At 69.9% G+C, this 19,026-nt stretch carries 13 protein-coding genes; 1 reads left to right on the top strand and 12 read right to left on the bottom strand.

The window, feature by feature from the left end; all coding sequences use genetic code 11:
• Positions 1–13: 13 nt before the first annotated feature.
• The 9 genes from ppsA to ACXAJT_RS20425 form a co-directional block, all read right to left on the bottom strand.
• The gene (gene ppsA, locus ACXAJT_RS20465) at positions 14–2,428 is read right to left on the bottom strand and encodes a phosphoenolpyruvate synthase (RefSeq protein ID WP_475238282.1); all 2,415 of its coding nucleotides are present in this window, start codon (positions 2,426–2,428) and stop codon (positions 14–16) included.
• Positions 2,429–2,443: 15 nt separating this feature from the next.
• Positions 2,444–3,814, bottom strand: coding sequence for an MBL fold metallo-hydrolase (locus ACXAJT_RS20460; RefSeq protein ID WP_475238279.1), 1,371 nt, complete (start codon positions 3,812–3,814; stop codon positions 2,444–2,446).
• 111 nt (positions 3,815–3,925) lie between these two features.
• Complete coding sequence (locus ACXAJT_RS20455) at positions 3,926–4,963, bottom strand: glycosyltransferase family 4 protein (protein WP_475238276.1); 1,038 nt, start codon at positions 4,961–4,963, stop codon at positions 3,926–3,928.
• Positions 4,960–6,567 carry an ABC transporter permease gene (locus ACXAJT_RS20450; protein WP_475238273.1) on the bottom strand — a complete coding sequence of 536 codons (1,608 nt, stop codon included), beginning with the start codon at positions 6,565–6,567 and terminating at the stop codon, positions 4,960–4,962. Before ACXAJT_RS20450 ends, ACXAJT_RS20455 begins: the two co-directional genes overlap by 4 nt.
• The gene (locus tag ACXAJT_RS20445; RefSeq protein ID WP_475238271.1) at positions 6,564–7,355 is read right to left on the bottom strand and encodes an ABC transporter ATP-binding protein; all 792 of its coding nucleotides are present in this window, start codon (positions 7,353–7,355) and stop codon (positions 6,564–6,566) included. The genes ACXAJT_RS20450 and ACXAJT_RS20445 overlap by 4 nt, the downstream gene beginning before the upstream one ends.
• A 33-nt stretch (positions 7,356–7,388) precedes the next feature.
• A complete protein-coding gene (locus ACXAJT_RS20440; protein ID WP_475238266.1) occupies positions 7,389–8,378 on the bottom strand; it encodes an ABC transporter substrate-binding protein in 990 nt (329 codons plus the stop codon).
• Positions 8,379–8,408: 30 nt separating this feature from the next.
• Entirely contained in the window at positions 8,409–9,326 is a 918-nt protein-coding gene (locus ACXAJT_RS20435) for a lysylphosphatidylglycerol synthase transmembrane domain-containing protein (RefSeq protein ID WP_475238265.1), read from the bottom strand.
• Positions 9,323–10,966 (bottom strand): sulfatase-like hydrolase/transferase, encoded by a 1,644-nt coding sequence (locus ACXAJT_RS20430; protein WP_475238262.1) that lies wholly within the window; start codon positions 10,964–10,966, stop codon positions 9,323–9,325. The genes ACXAJT_RS20435 and ACXAJT_RS20430 overlap by 4 nt, the downstream gene beginning before the upstream one ends.
• Positions 10,963–11,727, bottom strand: a complete 765-nt coding sequence (locus ACXAJT_RS20425; RefSeq protein WP_475238259.1) for a CDP-alcohol phosphatidyltransferase family protein — start codon at positions 11,725–11,727, stop codon at positions 10,963–10,965. The genes ACXAJT_RS20430 and ACXAJT_RS20425 overlap by 4 nt, the downstream gene beginning before the upstream one ends.
• 100 nt (positions 11,728–11,827) lie before the next feature.
• Between ACXAJT_RS20425 and ACXAJT_RS20420 the strand changes: the two genes are divergently transcribed.
• A complete protein-coding gene (locus ACXAJT_RS20420) occupies positions 11,828–12,382 on the top strand; it encodes a cytochrome b (protein WP_475238255.1) in 555 nt (184 codons plus the stop codon).
• Positions 12,383–12,446: 64 nt separating this feature from the next.
• On the opposite strand, the gene ACXAJT_RS20415 is transcribed toward ACXAJT_RS20420, so the two are convergent.
• The 3 genes from ACXAJT_RS20415 to ACXAJT_RS20405 all read right to left on the bottom strand — a co-directional run bounded on the left by ACXAJT_RS20415 (position 12,447) and on the right by ACXAJT_RS20405 (position 19,021).
• Positions 12,447–13,781 (bottom strand): HlyD family type I secretion periplasmic adaptor subunit, encoded by a 1,335-nt coding sequence (locus ACXAJT_RS20415; protein WP_475238249.1) that lies wholly within the window; start codon positions 13,779–13,781, stop codon positions 12,447–12,449.
• Positions 13,774–15,873: a type I secretion system permease/ATPase gene (locus ACXAJT_RS20410; protein ID WP_475238246.1), complete on the bottom strand. Its 2,100-nt coding sequence runs from the start codon at positions 15,871–15,873 to the stop codon at positions 13,774–13,776. The genes ACXAJT_RS20415 and ACXAJT_RS20410 overlap by 8 nt, the downstream gene beginning before the upstream one ends.
• Positions 15,874–16,003: 130 nt before the next feature.
• A complete protein-coding gene (locus tag ACXAJT_RS20405) occupies positions 16,004–19,021 on the bottom strand; it encodes a hypothetical protein (RefSeq protein ID WP_475238243.1) in 3,018 nt (1,005 codons plus the stop codon).
• Between the last annotated feature and the right edge of the window lie 5 nt (positions 19,022–19,026).

Here is a 19,026-nt window from a genome sequence, read left to right as displayed (position 1 = left end):
ACGCGCGCCGCCGCTATCTTTCGGCCTCCGCCACGTGCCGCTTCACCGCAAGAAAGCTGTCGGGCGTGACCGAGATGCTGTCGATGCCCGCGCGCACCAGCAGCTTGGCGAAGGCGGGATGGTTGCTGGGCGCCTGCCCGCAAAGCCCGATCTTGCGCCCGGCCTTGCGCGCCTTGGCGATCACCGTCTCGATCATCCATAGCACCGCCGGGTCGCGTTCGGAAAAGAGGCTCGCCAGCGCCTCGGAGTCGCGGTCGACGCCAAGGGTCAGCTGGGTGAGATCGTTGGAGCCGATGGAGAACCCGTCGAAACGCGCGGCAAAGGCTTCGGCCTGGATCACATTCGAGGGGATCTCGCACATCACATAGACCTCAAGACCGTCCTCGCCGCGCTTGAGGCCGTTCTGCGCCATCACCTCCAGCACCCGGTCCGCCTCTCCCACGGTTCGGCAGAACGGGATCATCACCACCGCGTTGCGAAAGCCGATGGTCTCGCGCAGGCGCCGGATGGCGCGGCATTCGAGCGCGAAGCCGTCGCGGTAGGCGTCTGAGTAGTAGCGCGCGGCGCCGCGAAAGCCGATCATCGGGTTCTCTTCGTGCGGTTCGAAGGCCGCGCCCCCCAGCAGCCCGGCATATTCATTGGTTTTGAAATCGCTCATCCGGATGATCGCCGGGTTCGGATACCACGTCGCGGCAATGCGCGAGAGGCCGCGCGCCAGCGTCTCGACGAAATACTCGGTGCGGTCGGCATAGCCGCGGGTCAGCCTGTCGATCGCCTCGCGGTCCGGGCCGTCGGGCAGGCTGTCGTAGCGGGTCAGCGCCAGCGGGTGCAGCTTGACCTCGTTGGAGATCACGAACTCCATCCGCGCCAGCCCGACGCCATCCGCCGGCAGCCGCCACCAGCGCGTCGCCGCCGCCGGGTTGGCCATGTTGAGCATCACCTTGGTGCGGGTCTGCGGGATCGCGTCGAGCCGCGTCTCCTCGACCTCGAAATCGGCCTGCCCGGCATAGATCACCCCCTCGTCGCCCCCTGCGCAGGAGACGGTGATCGCCTGCCCGTCGTGCAGCAGATGCGTCGCCTGCCCGGTGCCGACGATGGCAGGCACGCCCAGTTCGCGGCTGATGATCGCCGCATGCGAGGTGCGGCCGCCGTGGTCGGTGACGACGGCGGCGGCGCGCTTCATGATCGGCACCCAATCGGGATCGGTGGTCGAGGTGACCAGCACCGCGCCATCGCGAAAACGCCCGATGTCGGCGGCGCTTTCGATCAGGCAGACCTCGCCCGTCGCCACCGCGCTGCCGACGCTGAGCCCTTTCAGGAGCGCCGCGCCGGTCTCGCCCAGCTTGTAGCTGCGGAAGGCGTGGCTTTCGCTGCGCGACTGCACCGTCTCGGGCCGCGCCTGCACGATATAAAGCGGTCCGCCCAGCCCATCGCGCGCCCATTCCATATCCATCGGCTGGCCGTAGTGGCGCTCGATCTTCACCGCCATGCGCGACAACTCGAGGATCTCCGCGTCCGACAGCACGAAGCGTTCGCGCTCGGCCTTCGAGGTCGGCACGGTGCGCGTCGGCGCCGCCTCGCCCGCGCCGTAGATCATCTTGATCGCCTTGGCCCCCAGCCCCTTGTGCAGGATCGGCACGCGGCTCGCTTCGTCGAGAAAGGGCTTGTAGACCTGATACTCGTCCGGGCTCACCGCCCCCTGCACCACGGTCTCGCCCAGCCCCCATGCGGCGTTGATCAGCACCAGCTTGTCAAAGCCGCTCTCGGTGTCGAGCGAGAACATCACCCCCGAGCCGCCGGCGTCTGCACGCACCATCAGTTGCACCCCGATGGACAGTGCCACGTCAAGATCGTCGAACCCCTTGAGCCGCCGGTAGGTGATCGCCCGGTCGGTGAACAGCGAGGCATAGCAGCGGCGGCAGGCGGCCAGCAGCGCCGCCTCGCACCGGATGTTGAGAAAGGTCTCCTGCTGGCCCGCGAAGCTGGCGTCGGGCAGGTCCTCGGCGGTGGCCGACGAGCGCACCGCAACCGCAGGCTCGGCTGCGCCGACGCGGTCGCCTAGGGCGCGGTAGGCGGCACGGATCGCCGTCTCTATCTCGCCCGGCCAGCGCCCTGCCACCACCGAAGCGCGGATGCGCTGCCCGGCCTCGGCCAGCGTCAGCCGGCCTTCGGCGAGCGCGCCAAGCTGCTCGGCCAGCACCGCATCCAGCCCATTGGCGCGGAGATAGCTGCGGTAGGCGGCGGCGGTGGTTGCAAAGCCGGGGGGCACGCGAATGCCCGCGCCGCCAAGCCGCGCCACCATCTCGCCAAGCGAGGCATTCTTGCCGCCCACCTCCGGCACGTCGCTGCGCGACAGGTCCTCGAACCACCTCAACAGGCTCTTGCCGCCCTCGCCATGCGCCTCCATCGTCTTGTCCTCCCTCTGCATCGAACACGCCGCTTGCTAGATCTGATAGCTCTGCCCCATCGCCGGCCTCTGCACCCCGCCGGTGTTCAGCCGCTTGCCAAACGCCGCCATCGCCGCGGCCTCGCCATGCACCAGAAAGGTCTGCTCGGGGCTGCCGAGCTTTGCGTGCCATGCCGCCAGTTCGCCGCGCCCGGCATGCGCCGAGAAGCCGTTGATCGTGTGAACCTGCGCCCGCACCGGGATCTCCTCGCCGAACAGCTTCACATGCGTCGCGCCGTCGATGATGATCCGCGCCAGCGTGCCCTCGGCCGCGTAGCCGACAAAAATGATGCTCGATCCCCGATGCGCGAGCGTGTGGCGCAGGTGATGCCGCACCCGCCCGCCGGTGCACATCCCCGACCCGGCCATGATCACCGCCCCCGAGCGCAGCTTGTTGAGCGCCATCGAGTCCCGCGCCTCTTGGGTGAATTCCAGCCCCGGCAGGTGAAACGGGTCGCGCCCACTGCGGATCATCCGCGCGGGCTTTGGCCCCATCGCCTCGGGGTGGCGCCCGAAAATGCGCGTCGCCGAAATCGCCATGGGGGAGTCGAGATAGAGGCTCAGGCCCTTGGGGATACGCGCCTGCTCCAGCCCTTCGCGCAGATACCACAGCAGTTCCTGTGCGCGCTCCAGCGCGAAGGTCGGGATGATGATATTGCCCCCGCGCGCCCCGGTGTCGCGGATCGCCGCGTAGAACTCCTCGACCGAGGCCGCCAGCGGCCGATGATCACGGTCGCCATAGGTGGTCTCCATCACCGCCACATCCACCCCGGCGGGCGGCGCCGGATCGTTCAGCAGCACCCGCCCGCCGGGTCCGAGATCGCCCGAGAACAGCACGCGCCGCCGCCGCCCGCCTTCGGTGATGTCCAGCAGGATCGAGGCCGACCCAAGGATATGCCCCGCCTCGAAGAAGGTCACGGTGATGCCCGGAAACACCTCGATGGGCTTGCCGTACTGCGCCGGACGTCGGAACAGTTCCACCGCGTCAAGCGCATCGAGCCGGTCATAGAGCGGCGCATCGTGGTGCCCGTGACGGCGGCGGCGGCGCGCCTCCTCTTCGTGCAGATGGGCGGAATCCATCATCACCAGCCGGGCAAGATCGCGGGTCGCGGCGGTGGCAAGGATCGGCCCCGAGAAGCCCCGCTTCACCAGCAGCGGAAGACGCCCGCAATGATCGAGGTGAGCGTGGGTCAGCAGCAGCAGGTCGATCTCGGGCGGCGCGAACCCGAAGTCTGCCGCGTTCTCGTCGTGCAGCTCGTGCGCGCCTTGGAACATGCCGCAATCGACAAGGATTTTCTGTCCCGCCGCCTGCACGAGGTGGCACGATCCGGTCACCTGCCGCGCGGCCCCGTGAAACGAGAGCTTCATTGGCTGTCCTCCCGGTCTGCCGCACCGGTCCGGCAGCCCATTGGCAGACTGTGCCACGGCGTCGCGCCACGCTCTATGATGGGGATCAATGACCGCGCCTGCGCGCCGCGCCTAAAGCCCGTCCAGCACGCCGCCCATCACCGCAGCGGTGTCGCGCCAGCGCGGCAATGCGCGGCCCATGGCGCGCGAGCGGTCGGAGAGCGCCCGCCGCGCGTCGGCGGACCTCAGCAGCCTGCGCAGATGCCGCGCGAAGGCGTCGGGATCGTCCGGCGGGGCCAGCAGCGCCGCATCGCCCACCGTGCCCGGCACCGCGCCCGCGGCGCAGCTGACGATTGGCAGGCCATGGCACAGCGCCTCGGCCAGCGCCATGCCGTAGCCCTCGTATCGGGTGGCGAGCGCGAAAACCTGCGCGCTGCGGTAGGCCTCGGCCAGCGCCGCGTCCGGCAGTTCCCCGGCCAGATCCACCCGCCCCGCAAGGCCAAGCTCTGCGATTAGCGCGGCAAGGTCCTGCGCGATCGCCGGGTCGTAGGTCTTGCCGACGATGCGCGCGCTCCACGGCAGATCCGCCACCTGTGCCAGCGCCCGGATCAGCACGTCGTGCCCCTTGCGCCGCGCCAGCAGCCCAACCGACAGGATGCGCGGCCCCGCCGCGACGCGCGGCAGGTCGCGCGGCCCGTCATAGCCCGGCAGCGCCACGGTGATCCGCGCCGGATCGGCGCCAAGCCCGATGTAGGTCTGCCGGGTGTGCGGGCTGGTGACAACGATCTGCGCCGCATGGGCGAGGTTGGCGGTCTCCTGCGCCAGCAGGTGCCGCGCCAGATCCGGTGCCAGCCCCTGTTCGAGACCCATCGGGTGATGCAGCATCGCCACCACCGGGCAGGTCAGCCGGGCCAGCGCCGCGGGACGCATGGCGCCGAACACCAACCCGTCGAGGATCAGCGGCCGTTCCGGCGGCAGCGCCGCCAGCGTCTCCAGCACCTCGGCCCGCAGCGCCTCGGGCTGCTCCGCCGCCGCGGCGCCTGCGGGCAGCGCGATGTGGCGCACCTCGCGCCCGGCGGCCTGCAACTCTTCAAGCAGCCGCCGCTCGTAGATGAAGCCGCCGGTCTTTTGGCGATGATCGCCGGGGATGGCAAAGGCGCAGGGTCTCATCGGGCCAGTTGCTCCGCGCTGGTGCGGGCCAGCACCGCGCGCTCCAGCGCCGCGACGAGCGCATGCGCCAGAACCGCCGCCAGCCCGATGAGCGCGATGGCGCTCCACAGCATGCCGTAATCCGAGGTCGAGGCGACGGTGGCCATCAGCGCCCCGATGCCGCGCCCGGTGGCCAGCCATTCGGCGGTGGTCACCGCAAGGATCGCGGCGGGGATGGCCATGCGCGCCGAGGCGAAGAACGCCGGCAGCATGGCCGGGAGCTGCGCCCAGACGAGGCGGCGCATCGGGCCGGCGGCGTAGACGGCGAACAGGTCCAGCACGGCGCGGGGCGTGCGCGCCAGCCCGTGCTGGCACGCGATCAGCGTCGGAAAGAAGATCATCACCGCGACCACGGCGATGGTCCCCGCCGCGCCCCGGCCCAAGGCCCAGACGATCAGCGGCGCGGTGGCGACGATGGGGATCGAGCGCAGCGCGATCGACAGCGGGATCACCGCGCCCGCCAGCCGCGGCAGCAGCGCCAGCCCCATCGCCAGCCCCGCCCCCAGCACCAGCCCGGCAAGATAGCCCGGCGCCGCCAGCGCCAGCGTCTCGCCAAGCGCGCCGAACAGCCGGGCGCGCTGCGTGTCGGCGGCGGGCGCGGTGACCAGATAGCTCCAGACTTCCTCGGGGCGCTTGGCAAAGAAGCGCGGCAGGCCAAAGACCTCCATGCTGCCTTTCCAGATCGCCAGCGTCACGGCAACCGCCAGCAGCGCCTCGCCCAAGCCGCCCCAAACCCGGCGGCTGCGCGGCGCGGGCGGCGCCAGCAGCACTTCGGGCGGCGCGAGGTCGAGCCGCCGCCCCAGCGCGCCGACCGCGGCGAAGGCCAGCATCGAGACGGTGGCGGCGATCAGCGCGATGCTCCATGTGGCGGGCAGATCCAGCGCCCGCAGCGCGCGCACCGTCAGCACCCCAAGGCCGCGCTCTGCGCCGGTGAACTCGCCGACCATGGCCCCCAGAAAGGCGGCGGGCGCGGCGATCTGCAGCCCGGCCACCATATAGGGCAGCGCGGCGGGCAGGCGCACCTCGCGCAGCGCGGTGAGCGGGCCGCGCCCGTAGCTGCGCACCAGATCGAACCAGCCTTGCGGCGCGGCGCGCAGCCCCACCAGCACCGGCAGGAAGGTGGTGTAATAGACCGCCAAAGCCGCCAGCGTCACCTGCGGCCCCGCCCCCGGCCCGTAAAGCACCCGCAGGATCGGCCCGGTGGCGACCAGCGGCAGGCAGAAAACCAGCAGCGCCAGCGTCGACAGCAGCCGCGCGCCGCGCGGCACCAGCACCGCCACCAGCGCCAGCAGCCCGCCCGCGAGGTTGCCCCAGACAAACCCCTGCGCCGCCGACCACAGCGTGGTGCCAAGGGCGCGGGTGAGCAGGTCGGCGTGCGTGGCCATATGCCGGGCGATCTGGCTGGGGGCGGCGATCACGAAGCTGCCTGCCGTGGCGCGGGCGATGGCCTCCCAAACCAGCAGCGCCAGCAGCACCGCCAGCGCCCGCAGGATGCCGCGCGGCAGCGCCCGCGAGGCGCGCGCCGCGACCGGACCGCCGGGAAGTGCCTCTCGCCACGAACTCATTGCGCCGCGAGGCTCTCGGGCGGCTGGTGTTCGCGAAGCGCCGCCGTGACCGTGTCGCACAGCGCGTGGAACGCCTCGGAGCCCAGCACATCGGCGCCGCGCGGGCGCGGCAGCGGCACCGGGATGTCAGCGGCCACCCGCGCCGGGCGCGGCGTCAGCACGAGGATCCGGTCCGACAGCCGCACCGCCTCGGCAACAGAATGGGTGACCAGCACCGAGGTCGCGCCGCGCGCCTCCCAGAGCGGTGGCAGTTCAGCGTTGAGCCGGTCGCGGGTCAGCGCATCCACTGCCGCGAAAGGCTCGTCGAGCAGCAAAAGCTCCGGATCGCTGGCCAAGGCGCGGGCGATGGCGGCGCGCTGGCGCATGCCGCCCGAAAGCTCCGCCGGACGCCGCCGCTCGAACCCTGAAAGGCCGACCCGCGCGATCAGATCGGCGATCACCTCGGGGGCGCGCGGACGCCGCGCCAAGGCCCGTCCCAGCGCCACATTGCCCTCGACCGTGCGCCACGGCAGCAGCGCCGCGTCCTGAAAGGCCATCGCCAGCCCGGCGCGGCGGCGCAGCGCATCCGGGGTCTCGTGGCCGATGGTGATCCGCCCCTCCGACGGCGGCTCCAGCCCGGCGATCAACCGCAGCAAGGTCGATTTGCCACAGCCCGACGGGCCGACCAGCGCGGTCATCTGCCCGCCCGCCAGCACCAGATCGACGGGCGCGACCGCCTCGAGCGGATGCCCCGAGGCGTCAAAGCTCTTGGCGACGCCGGCAAGGCGGATGTCGGGCCGGGCGCTCATCCGTCGCGCGGCGCCCGCGCTGTGGCCGTCGTTCTAGCCATGCACCTCTTCCAGAATGGAGCGGTCCCACAGATCGGGCGAGACCGGCTTGCCCAGCAACTCCAGCGTCTCGACATTGGCGGCGATGGTCTCGTCGGTGAACCAGCCAAAGCCCTCGGCCTCGGTGAGATCCGAGAACATCAGCGGCACCTGCCGCGCGGCCTGCAGCTTTTGCGTGGCAAGGTCGAGCCCGGCGTCGGGGAACATCTGCACGGTCAGTTCGGCCGCGGCCTCGGGGTCGGCGTGATAGTCCTGCCAGCCCATCACCTCGCCCTTCATCAGCGCCACCAGTTGATCGCGGCGGTTCGCAAGGCTGTCCTCAGTGGCGATATAGGTCTGCGAGTGCACGGCATATCCATGGTCCGCCAGCAGCATGGTCACGCTCTCGACACCCTGAATTTCCATCGCCACCGGCAGATCGGTGGCCCAGCACAGCAGGCAATCCACCTGCCCCTGCACCAGTGGCGCGGCGTCATATTGCGTCGGCACCACCTCGATCTGGTCGATGTCGACATCGTTGACCGTGCACAGCGCCTCGAGCACCGGCGTGTTGGCCAGCGCCATGCCGATGCGCTTGCCCACCAGATCGGCGGGGCTGTTCACCGGGTTCTCGGGCAGCGAGGCAATGGCGAAGGGGTTCTTCTGCATCGCGACGCCGATGATCTTGAACGGCGCGCCTTGGTTCACCGCCGCGGCGGTGTAATCCGCCGCCGAGATGCCGACCAGCGCCGTGCCCGCCACCACCGGCGGCTCGACCGGGGCGTTGGGCCCGCCCGGCAGCAGCGACACCTCGAGGTCCGCATCGCTCCAATAGCCCTTGTCCTGCGCGATGTAGCTGCCGCCGAACTGCACCGAATGCAGCCACGACAGTTGCAGTGCAACGGCGTCCTGCGCCATGGCGCGGCGCGGCGTCAGCAGCGCGGCGCCGGCGGTGGACAGGGCGCCGCCGAGGAACAGGCGGCGTGTGGGTGTCAGAAATGGCATGGGACCCTCCCGGTTTGAAATGAGATTAGGCTATTCACGCGATGTGGCAATGCCGGCGGCGGCAGGCGGCGCATGCGGGGCGCGGCGCAGGAAGAACGCCCCCGGCAGCGCGGCGATCAAAGTGGCAAGGCCGAAGGCGATGCTGGCCGCCAGCCCGGCCTCGGCGCCCAGCCCCGCCAGCGGGAACAGCGCCGCTGCCGCGCCCTCGCGCCAGCCCCAACCGGCGACCGAAGCGGGCAGCAGCATGGCGGTTAGGATCAGCGGCACGATCAGCGCGGCGCTGCCCACCGGCAGCAGGCTGCCGCTGGCGCGCGCAGCGCAGACAAAGGCCGCTACCGTCAGCGCGGCGATGGCCAGCGACAGCGCCGCCTGCAGCGCAAACTGATCCCAAAGCGCCCGGCGTGCGGCGTCGCGCCAGCCCCCGGCCCGCCCCCTGCGCGCAGCCAGCAACAGGCCAAGCGCCACCAGCAGCAGCGCCAGCAGGGCCCCCGCCGCCCAGACACCGGCGGGGATCTGCGCCGTGATGGAAGGGCCGAAACCACCGAGCAGCAGGCCCAGACCCACCAGCGCCACCGACGCCATACCCGCTTGCCCCGCCGCGCGCTCCAGCACGACGGCCTGCGCGGCGCGGCTCAGCGGCCCGTCTTGGCGGCTGCGGGCGGCGCGCGCGGCATCGCCAAGCACGCCGCCCGGCAAGGTCTGGTTGACGAATTGCGCCATGTAATACTCGCGCACCGCCGCGCCGCGCGGCAGCACGAGGTCCAGCGCCGCCGCGGTCACACGCCAGCGCAGCGCCGACAGCAGCGTCACCGCGTGCAGCAGCGCCAGCGTTGCCAGCAGCCAGCCCGGCGACAGATCCGTGAGCCGCCGCAGCGCCGCGCGGCCATCGGCCAGCACGAGGCAAAGCGCGATCAGCGCCAGTGGCAGAACGAGACGCAGCGCCCTCATGACCCGTCCGCCCGCATCTGCCCCGCCGCGTCGCTCGTGGCGCTCAGGAACCGGTCTCGGAAGGCGCGCATCGGCCACGCCTGCAGCGCCGGATCGGGGGTCAGCCCCTCGGTCCAGCCCCAGCCCTCGAAGAGACGCAGCGCCTCGGGCGGGCCGATAAGGTGGATCGGCACCTGCTTGCCGCCCGCCTGCGCCACGAACTCGGCGGGCTGGTGATCGCCCAGCACGATGATCAGCGGCCGGTCATCGCGCGGCAGCGCTGCCCAAGACAACACCGTGCGCAGCGCATAGTCGAGCGAGCGGCCAAAGTGGTCGCGGATCCGGTCGGGGTCGGCCCAGACCTGCTTGGGTGTGGGGCCCGAGGTGGCCTCGGCGTCAAAGATGCTGCCATCGCCAACCGCCTCCCAAGGCACCATGCGCGGCACCGGGGTCCAGGGCGCGTGGCTGGAGATGAGCGCGATCTCGGCCAGCACCGGCCCCTGTTCGCGCGGCATGCGGTCGAAGGTAGACAGCGTGTATTGGTCGGGCATGGTCACCCAGTTGAACGGCTGGCCGGCATAGCCGAGATCGGCGGCGGCGCGGACCTCCTGAAACCCCAGCGCCGGGCCTTCGGGCCAATCCATGACGATCGCCGGAGCCACCGCCATCGTCCGGTACCCGGCCCCGGTGGCGAGGGTGAACAGCGTCTGCCGCGTGCTGGCCAGCAGCGCCCGATAGCGCCGCTGGTCACTGACCTCGACGCCGGCGGCCAGCGTCGCATGCGCCAGCCAGCTTTGCCCGCCCTGCACCGGCGCGCGCAGCCAGCCCGAGCGCATGGCCAGCCCCGCCTCGGCCAGCGCCGCCTCGCCTGCCGCCAGCGTCTGGCGCGTGCGCGGGCCGTAGAGCGGGTTGTCAAAGGCGGCGCGGCCATAGCTTTCGACAAAAACCAGCACCACATCGCGCCCGCCCAGCCGTGCCATCAGACCGGGCCTGTCGCGCCACGGGTCCGAGGCGGCGGCGCGCTCGAACTCGGCGAGCGCGGCGCGGGCGCGTCCGAAATCGCGGATGTTCTCTGCCGCCAGCCGCGCGGTGAAGGCACTGCCCGGCGGGCGCCAGCCCTGCCAGCCGTTGAGCGCGGTGCGGATCTCGGCGGCGCACAGCCCGGCGAAGACCAGCGCGACGCCCCCCGCGGCGATCCGCCAGCCGCGCGGCAGCCCCTGCCCGCTTCGGCCCCAGAGCCGCAGCGCCCGGTAGAGCAGCGCCATCGCCCCAAGCAGCACCGCCGCCGCCGCCGCGCCGACCAGCAGCGCTCCCGCCAGCCCGGCACTGCCGCGCAGCAGATGCGCTGCGGCGGGCAGCAGGTGCATGTCGGCCAGCGGATCGAAGCCGCGCCCGAAGGCCGTATAGGCGGCGAGATCGGCCAGTTTCAGCACCGTCACCGCGATCAGCGCCAGCGTCGCAGCCAGCGCCAGCGGGCGGGCACGACTCCCCAGCGCCAGCATTCCCAGTAGCAGCACCGGCAGTTCCAGCGGCACCATGGTCAGCGCCGGCCAGCGCATCGCGCCGGGGTGGTTGGGAAGGATCAGCAGCAGATCGACGAGCAGCGCCGAGAGGATCAGCGCCAGCCCGTGCTGCAAACCATGGCGCGCCGCCCGGTTCATCGGTGCCTCGCCAGCCAGACCACATCGCAGGCGAAGGACCACAGCAGCAGCGCCAGCGCCAGCAGCGCCGCCCATTCCGACCACGGTGGCGCGACCATCGGCACCAGCAACCCGGCCAGCACCGCGATCTGCACCACGCACACCAGCTTGCGCCGGAAGCGCTGCGGCAGCGGCGCGTCGAGCCATGGCCAGAGCCAGCCGGCGATGACGAAAAGATAGCGCAGGCTGCCCAGCAGCAGCACCCAGCCGCCCGCCGCGCCGCTGCGCCACGCCACCAGCGCCAGCAGCAGCGCGAAGGCGCTGTCGACCTCCATGTCGAAGCGCGCGCCCCATGGGCCGTCCAGCCCGCTGCGCCGCGCCAGCGGCCCGTCAACGCCGTCGAGCGCCAGCGTCACCAGCGCGATGCAGAAAAACACCCAGCCCGAGGCACCTTCGGTCAGGCCCGGCTGCGCCAGCGGCAGCAGCAGCAACGCCGCCAGAGCCAGCCGCCCAAGCGTCAGCGCGTTGGCATAGCCGAGGCGCGGCGCGCGCCAATGGCGGCTCAGGCACAGCGCCGAGACCCCAGCCCCCAGTCCGAAGCCCAGCACCGGCAGAAGCACGGGCAGCAACACCCCAGCGCCCGCCAACCACCAAGACAAGCCGAAAAGCGCCAGCGACAGCCCAAGCGACAGCAGCACCAGCGAGGCGACCGGGGTTCTCGCGCTGGTCCTGCCACGGCTCAGGGCCACGCCATGCGGCGAAGGATCGGACTGCAGGCTCATGCCAAATGAGATGTCGCCGCGCCGGCGCCTGTCAAGCGCAGCGCTTTACGCAAGGGCATGCGATGACTAGGCTGAACGGGCTCATCAGGGAGGATGGCGCATGGTCAGCACGTCTCGGGCACGCCAACCGATCCGCTATTCGCGCGCGGCGCGTCTGCTGCACTGGCTGACGGTTGTGCTGGTGCTCACCACCATCCCCGCCGGTCTGGTGATGGTGCAGGAGGGGCTGTCGCGGCCGGTGCAGGACAGCCTGTTTCTCTATCACAAGAACATTGGGCCGGTCGTCCTGCTGATCGTCATCCTGCGTTTGGCGCTGCGGCTGATCAGCCCGCCGCCACCGCTGCCGCAGAGTGTGCCCGCCCTGCAGGCGCTGATCGCCCGCGCGGTGCACTGGCTGCTGTATCTGACGCTGGTGGCGCTGGTGATCTCGGGCATCGTGCGGGTGCAGGCCGGTGGCTTTCCGATGGAGGTCTGGGACCCGCTGCTTGGCGGGATGATCGGCAAGGACGAGGCGCTGGCCGACACCGCCAGCGGCCTGCATGACCAGTTGAAGACGGTGCTGCTGGTGCTGATCACGGTGCATGTGGGGGCGGCGGCGCTGCACGGTCTGGTCAAGCGCGACGGCGTGTTCAGACGCATGTGGCCACCCGCCTGACCGCGCCCCGCCGCTTCGGCTTGCCAAGTCTCGCCCCACCACTGCGCCCCACCACTGCACCCTGTTATTGTTCGCGGAACGCTCGCGACATGCTGTCGAGGATCGGCTTGCTGATATAGGCGGCAAAGCTGCGCGACTGGGTCTGGATCATGATCTCCACCGGCATCCCCGGCGTCGGCGCGAACCCCGGCACCCGGCCCAGTTGCTCGGTGGGCAGCGCGACCCGCGCGATATAGATTTCCTGCCCGGTGTTCATCTCGGCGTCATGCAGCGAGTCCGCCGAGATATAGGTCACTTCGCCCTGCAGCACCGGCGTGGTGCGCTGGTTCAGCGCGATCAGCCGCACCGTCGCCTCCTGCCCGAGCATGACGCTGTCGATGTCGGTGCGGGGGATTGGCACCTCGATGATCAGCGGCGCATTGGAAGGCAGCAGCTCGACGATCGGCTTGCCGGTTTCGATGACCCCGCCGGAGGTGTGGTAGTGCAGCCGCACCACGGTGCCGGAGACCGGCGCGCGCACCACCGAGCGTTCCAGCACGTTGCGCGCCTTGCGGGCCTGTTCGGTGATGCTTTCCAGATCGGCCTCGATCGGCCCCAGCTCATCCAGCGCGGTCTGCCGGTAGACGGCGCGGGCAGCGCTGATCTCGCTGGTGTAGCGCAGCACCATCTGGCGGATCTCGTCGACCTCGGCCTCAAGCCGCGCCAGCTGCCCCTCGGCCTCGGCCTGTATCCGGCGGATGGCGTTCAGTTCGGACTTCTGCACCAGATTGCGCTCGAAGAGCTTGTTCTTGTCGGCGAACTCTTCCTTCAGGATATCCGCCCGCAGCCGCAGGAACTCCAACTGCGAGACATAGCCGCTTTCGCGCACCTTCAGCGCATCGATCTGCCGCCGCAGCAGGGTGACGTCGTTCTCCAGCGACTTGCGCGAGACGGCGTGGGCCAGCCGCTGGCTGTCGAGAATGGCGGCAAACTCGGGATCATCGGCTGCCTCGGTCAGACCTTCGGAAAACACCATCTCCGGCTCTTCGCGATACTCGGCGTAAAGCCGTTCGGCGGTGGCCTTCAGGCGATAGCGGCGCAGGTGCAACTCCCGCTCGCTGGCCTGCGCGGCGGTCCGGTCGAGGCTGAGAAGCTCTTCGCCGGCGCGCACCAGCTGGCCTTCGGAGACGTAGATCTGCTCGATGATCCCGCCCTCAAGGTGCTGCACGATCTTGTTGCGTCCGGTGGCGACGAAACTGCCCTGCGCGATCACCGCCGCCGCCAGCGGCGCGCCAAAGGCCCAAACCGCAAAGCCGCCGAAGGCCGCGACCATCAGGCTCAGCCCGAACACAGCAAGCTTGCCGATCTTGCACGGCACATCGGCGTACCACGGCGCTTCGGTTTCGATCAGGTCACTCATCGCGGCCTCCCTCGGTGCCGGGCACCGCTTTCGGCGGGGCCTTCGGGCCGTTGATCTTCGCCAGCACCGTCTCGCGCTCGCCGAACAGCGCGACGCGGCCATCGGTCAGCAGCATGATCTTGTCGACCACGCTCAGCAGGGTCGGCTTCTGGGTGATGACGACGACGGTGATGCCCTTGGATTTGGCATGCTGCAGCGCCTGCGCCAGCGCCTTGTCACCGGCGACATCGAGGTTCGAGTTGGGCTCGTCGAGCACCAGCAGGCACGGGTTGCCATAAAAGGCGCGGGCCAGCGCGATGCGCTGCTTCTGCCCGCCCGACAGCGGCGCGCCATCGGCGGCAACCACCGTCTCATAGCCCTGCGGCAGATTGGCGATCATATTGTGCACGTCGGCCAGAACCGCCGCCTCGTGGATCGCCGCGTCGGTGGCATCGGCGCGCATGCGGGCGATGTTGTCCTTTATCGAACCGGGGAACAGCTGCACGTCCTGCGGCAGATAGCCGATGTTCTCGCCGAACTGCCGCGGGTCCCAGTTGCGGATGTCCATCAGATCAAGCCGCACGCTGCCCGAGGTTGGCAGGATCGAGCCCACCAGCATCTTGCCCAGTGTCGTCTTGCCCGCGCCGGAATTGCCGATCACCGCCAGCGTGTCGCCGGGGCTGAGCGCGAAGGTGATGCCGTTGAGCACAACCTGCTTGGTGCCGCCGGGCACGTAGAGCAGCCGCTCGACGTCGAGCCGCCCCTGCGGATGCGGCAGGCGCAGCTTTTCGTATTTGGTCTGCGCCGACAGCAGCAGCCCGCGCACCCGGTCGCTAGCACCGCGCGTCAGCAGGAAGTTGTTCCAGCCCTCGATCGCCCCCTCGATCGGGGAAAAGGCGCGGCCCGCGATGATCGACGCGGCGATCACCATGCCGCCGGTGATGTCGCCCTCGATGGCAAGGAAGGCACCCCAGCCAAGCAGCGCGATCTGGGTCATCAGCCGCACCGCCCGCGAGATCGAGGCGAAGATCACGTTGCGGTCCTGCGCCCGCACCTGCGCCGACAGCGAGTGCGCGGTGTCGCGCCCCCAGATCCGCACTGCCTCGGGGATCATCGCCAGCGCGTTGATGATCTGGCTGTTGCGCGACATCGACTCGAGATGCTGGTTGGCCTTGGATTGGGCGATGTTGGCCTCGGCGAACTGGCGCGAGGTGGCGCGCTGGTTGGCGAGCGCGATGCACATCAGCAGCACCGCGGTGACGATGACGATCAGCCCCAGATCGGGATGCACCATGAAGATCGCCAGAATGAACAGCGGCGCGAAGGGCACGTCGAGAAACGAGATCAGCGTCGAGGACACCAGAAAGCCGCGCATCTGCTGCAGATCGCCAAGCGTCTGGTATTCGCGCCCGGTGCCGTGCAGCGAGGCATGCGCCGCGGCGCTCAGCACCGGCGCACCGAGGCGGGTTGCCACCAGCACCGCGGTGCGCATCAGGATGAACCGGCGGATGGCATCGAACAGCGACTGAAAGAGGATCGCGCCGGTGATGATCAGGGTCAGCATGACCAGCGTATCGAGCGACCGGCTGGTCAGCACCCGGTCGCTGATCTGGAACAGGTAGATCGGGATCGCCAGCAGCAGCACGTTGGTCGCGAAGGTCAGCAGGCCCACCACCGCGAGGTTGCGGGTCACCGCCCGGCGCACGTCGCGCAGGATCTTGTCGAACCGCTCCGGGTCCTGCCGGCGGTGAAATTTGGCCGGGGGTTTGCCGTTGCCGCCGCCCGCACCGGCCCGGCGCGGCAGCGGCGCATTGGCGCGCCCCTCGATGGTTGCGCCGAAGCCGCGCGGCGCGGCGCCGGACGCGGTTCCATCGTCGCGCATGACCGGCTCGGTGGGGTCGTCGTGCAGGCGCTCGGGCGGGGACTGCTTCGCCTGCCCGTCCTGCCCCGCGCGACCCGCCTGTCCGGTGTCGGGGCGCTTGGTCCCGGCCCGGATCTCGGCGGCCCGGCTCTCGTCGGCCCGGAACTTGTTGGCCTGCGTCTGGTCAGCCTGTGTCTGGTCGGCGGTCGCCTCGGGCGCAGCGTCGAAGGAACGGCGTGGCTGGGCGGTCATGCGCCCCTCCCGCAGGGGAAAATGCCTGCCGGGTCGGAAATGAAAGTCATGCCAGTCAAATCACTTGGTCCTTTTGAAAATACGTCGGTCTGGGGCGGAAAATCTCCCTTGGGACCTGCGCGAAACCGCGTCAGGTCATTGCCGCCGAAAGGTCGTCCAACTGCATCGCGGTCTTGATCTGCCCCATCTCGGCGGCGAAATCCTCGGCCTGCTGCTCGGCGGCGAATTCCTCTTCGGCAAGAAAAGCGATCGCCTCGGAAACCAGCGCATCCTTCTCGATCATCGGGTCTTCGATCACTGGCTGGTCGATCACTGGCTCGTCGATCAGCGAGGCCTGATGGATCAGCAGGTCCGAATAGGCGCCCTCAGCCGCCTTGATCTGCGAGTCGACACCGATGTCGTCGATCCGCGCCATGTTCATCAGCGCGTTCTGACCGATCACGATCTCCATATCCTCGGGCAGCGTGTCGGGCAGGCTAATGTCGTCATTGTCGCTCAGCGCCACCTGCTGCTCGACGATGCGCGACTGGATGAGATCGCCCTCGATCATCAGCACGCGGGCGTATTCGAGCCCGGCCAGCGCCGGATCGTGCAACAGTGTGTCGCGCACCGCCTCCATGTCGTCGTCCATGCCCGACACGATGTCCGACAGGCTCTCGGTGATCTCGGCAGAGGTGTCGAGCCCGGTCTTGGCGATCCGCGCCTCGTTCAGCAGCATGTTTCCCAGCGGCGCCTCTGCGCCCGTCTCGGCGGGCGCGGCGACACCCGGCGCAAGCGCATCCGACCCATCAGGGTCGGCGGGATCGGGCGCATCCGGCGGCTCCTCTGCATCGGGCGCGTCGGGCGCAGCACCTGCCTCCTCTGCATCGTCGCGGCTGGCCGGACCCTGAGCTTGCGGCTCCGCCTGCCGCTCGGCTTCGGCGCGGATATCCTCCGCGGTCGGCGTCTCGGCGTGCTCTTGCATCTCAACGCCGGCGGTCGCGGCGGCCTCGGCCCGCTCCGCCTCCAAAGCCTCTGCCGTCTGCGCGACGTGCGCTTCGGCCTCAACTTCAGCCCTGCCCACTTCGGGCGGCGCGGCGCTCTCCTGCGGCACCAAGGGCGTCTCGGAAACCGGCTCGGAAACTGGCGCGGCAGTGCCCTCGGTTGCGCCCGAGGTCTGTCGCTCGGAGATCTGTTCGGTCTCGGCCTGCGCCGTGCCGGAAGGCCCCTCTGACGTGATCGGCGTGCCATCCACCGTCCCGGCAAGCCCCGCCGGCGCTGCCTCCGGCCCGGCGGCAGAGGCATCCTGTGCGGCGGCTGCAACCGGCGCAACCTCGGAAACGGCGGGATCCGCAACCGGCGCCACCTCCGGCACGGGCGGGGTCTCGGGCGGGGACTCGGGCACCGGCTCCGGAGCCGGCAGCCCGTCGACCCGATCATCATCCTCGAGCGACAGGGTCTGGCTGATGGCGTTGATCTCGATGAGATCGCCGCCAATGAGGATCTGGTCGTAGGTGAGGCCGATGGCAAGCACGTGGCTGGCGTTGAACAGCGTGTTGTCGCCCAGCACAAAGGCGCTGGAGGCTGCCGAGATCGCAACGCCGAACACGTCGTTGTCAAACACCTCGATCTGCTGGTTGAGATGGTGCGAGACGATCAGATCACCCTCGATCCGGTCGATATAGAGCCACATCGGCGCCGTGGCCCCGTCGGAGAGTTGCTGCGCCTGCCGGACGATCGGCGCGGCGGTTTCGCTGATCTCGGCGATCTGGGTGACCGTGGTCTTCTCGATCTCTTCGAGGTGGGTGCCAATGTCGGTGTTCGACACCGCGGCGACCTGCTCGATCTGGTCCAGCTCGATCCACGTGCCGCCCGCGGCGATCACCGGCGCATCCACCCAACCGACCGAGACCGCCGCCTCGTTCACCGCCTGATTGCCGCCGGTGACGAGGCTGTGGCCATCTTCGAAATCGGGGTTCACCCCGGCCTCTTCCGGCAGATCGCGCGGGTCGAGCCCGCCGGGAAGGTCTGCATCCTCCTCCTCCGTGCGATGGTGCGCGGGCAGCAGTTCGGTCCAGTCGGGCGCTTGCTCGCTGCGCGCGCCATTGACGAACTGGCCCACGGCGTCCTCGCCATAGTGCACGGCCCGCTCGACGGTCGCGGGTTGCGTCTGCGCATCTTCCGGCTCCGGCGGGAGGTCGGACGGGGTTTGCACGGGGGCGATGTTTTCTACCGGCGCCCCGTCTTGGACGACGCCTGCCGGTGATGCGTCCTCGGCGGTCGCCAGGTCTGGCGTGTCTGGCGTGTCTGGCGTGTCGGCCTCTTTCGGGGGCGTCTCCGCTTCGGAAGAGCCCGCGCTTTCAGCGGTCTCCGATGGGTGCGGCTCCGCGTGCACGAGGGCGCCGTCAGGCGCTGACTGCGCCGTCTCAACCGGGCCTGCACTGACCTCTGCGGGCTGTGGGGCCGCCGTCTCTGCCGCCTCCGAAACGGCAACCACGGTCGCGGCGGGCGCATGCGGCGCGGTCTGCGATGAGGCTTCCCCCTCGGCAGGCGCCGCTTCGGCGCGCGCAGCGAGCATGGCTTCGGCCATCGCCTCGGCCTCTTCCAACCGGGGCACCTCGCCAAGCTCCGGCAGGCTGTCCGTCACCAGTTCAAGCTCTTCGGCGAGCGCCGCCATGGGCGGGCCATCGGGCAACCGCGGCGCAAAATCGGTCTCGCCCAGCACGTCGTTGTCGCTCAGATGGATCTGCTGGTCGATGATGTTCAGCACCGAGCCGGGAAACGGAAGCTGCGGCGGGAGGATCGGGCCTGAGACGATATGCACCGGCGGCATCTCGAGAGCGGGCAGACTGGGCGCATCACCGGCGATCTCGACGGTGGCGGTCTGCAGCGGCGGCTCGGGGCTTTCTGGCTCGAACGGCAGCACATAGGCCAAGGGGATCGGCGGCAGGTCCAGATCGAAGGCATAGCTCAGCGGCGCGACAGTGCTGCTGACCAGCTCGAAGCTGTGCTCGATCACCGGAGAGACCTCTTCCAGCCCTTCAAGATCGATATGTTTCGCGCGCAGTTCGAATTCTTCGTAGATGTCCCGGATGCGGGCTTGCTCGGATGCCAGACCGAACAGGCCGATGAAATGCGCGATGGTTTCCGTCGTTCTGTCTGCAAGCATCGATC

The sequence above is a fragment of the Salipiger sp. ABF4_146 genome (assembly GCF_056161345.1).
Note: the sequence above shows the minus strand (reverse complement) of the source record. Positions and strands in the feature narration are given on the sequence as shown.

Bases quoted from the DNA above. Each gene is read 5' to 3' on its own strand.
- ACXAJT_RS20445 (WP_475238271.1), bottom strand. From the start codon at position 7,355: ATGAGCGCCCGGCCCGACATCCGCCTTGCCGGCGTCGCCAAGAGCTTT.
- ACXAJT_RS20415 (WP_475238249.1), bottom strand. From the start codon at position 13,781: ATGAGTGACCTGATCGAAACCGAAGCGCCGTGGTACGCCGATGTGCCG.
- ACXAJT_RS20410 (WP_475238246.1), bottom strand. From the start codon at position 15,873: ATGACCGCCCAGCCACGCCGTTCCTTCGACGCTGCGCCCGAGGCGACC.
- ACXAJT_RS20425 (WP_475238259.1), bottom strand. From the start codon at position 11,727: ATGAGCCTGCAGTCCGATCCTTCGCCGCATGGCGTGGCCCTGAGCCGT.
- ACXAJT_RS20420 (WP_475238255.1), top strand. From the start codon at position 11,828: ATGGTCAGCACGTCTCGGGCACGCCAACCGATCCGCTATTCGCGCGCG.
- ACXAJT_RS20460 (WP_475238279.1), bottom strand. From the start codon at position 3,814: ATGAAGCTCTCGTTTCACGGGGCCGCGCGGCAGGTGACCGGATCGTGC.
- ACXAJT_RS20430 (WP_475238262.1), bottom strand. From the start codon at position 10,966: ATGAACCGGGCGGCGCGCCATGGTTTGCAGCACGGGCTGGCGCTGATC.
- ppsA (WP_475238282.1), bottom strand. From the start codon at position 2,428: ATGCAGAGGGAGGACAAGACGATGGAGGCGCATGGCGAGGGCGGCAAG.
- ACXAJT_RS20440 (WP_475238266.1), bottom strand. From the start codon at position 8,378: ATGCCATTTCTGACACCCACACGCCGCCTGTTCCTCGGCGGCGCCCTG.
- ACXAJT_RS20450 (WP_475238273.1), bottom strand. From the start codon at position 6,567: ATGAGTTCGTGGCGAGAGGCACTTCCCGGCGGTCCGGTCGCGGCGCGC.
- ACXAJT_RS20435 (WP_475238265.1), bottom strand. From the start codon at position 9,326: ATGAGGGCGCTGCGTCTCGTTCTGCCACTGGCGCTGATCGCGCTTTGC.
- ACXAJT_RS20405 (WP_475238243.1), bottom strand. From the start codon at position 19,021: ATGCTTGCAGACAGAACGACGGAAACCATCGCGCATTTCATCGGCCTG.
- ACXAJT_RS20455 (WP_475238276.1), bottom strand. From the start codon at position 4,963: ATGAGACCCTGCGCCTTTGCCATCCCCGGCGATCATCGCCAAAAGACC.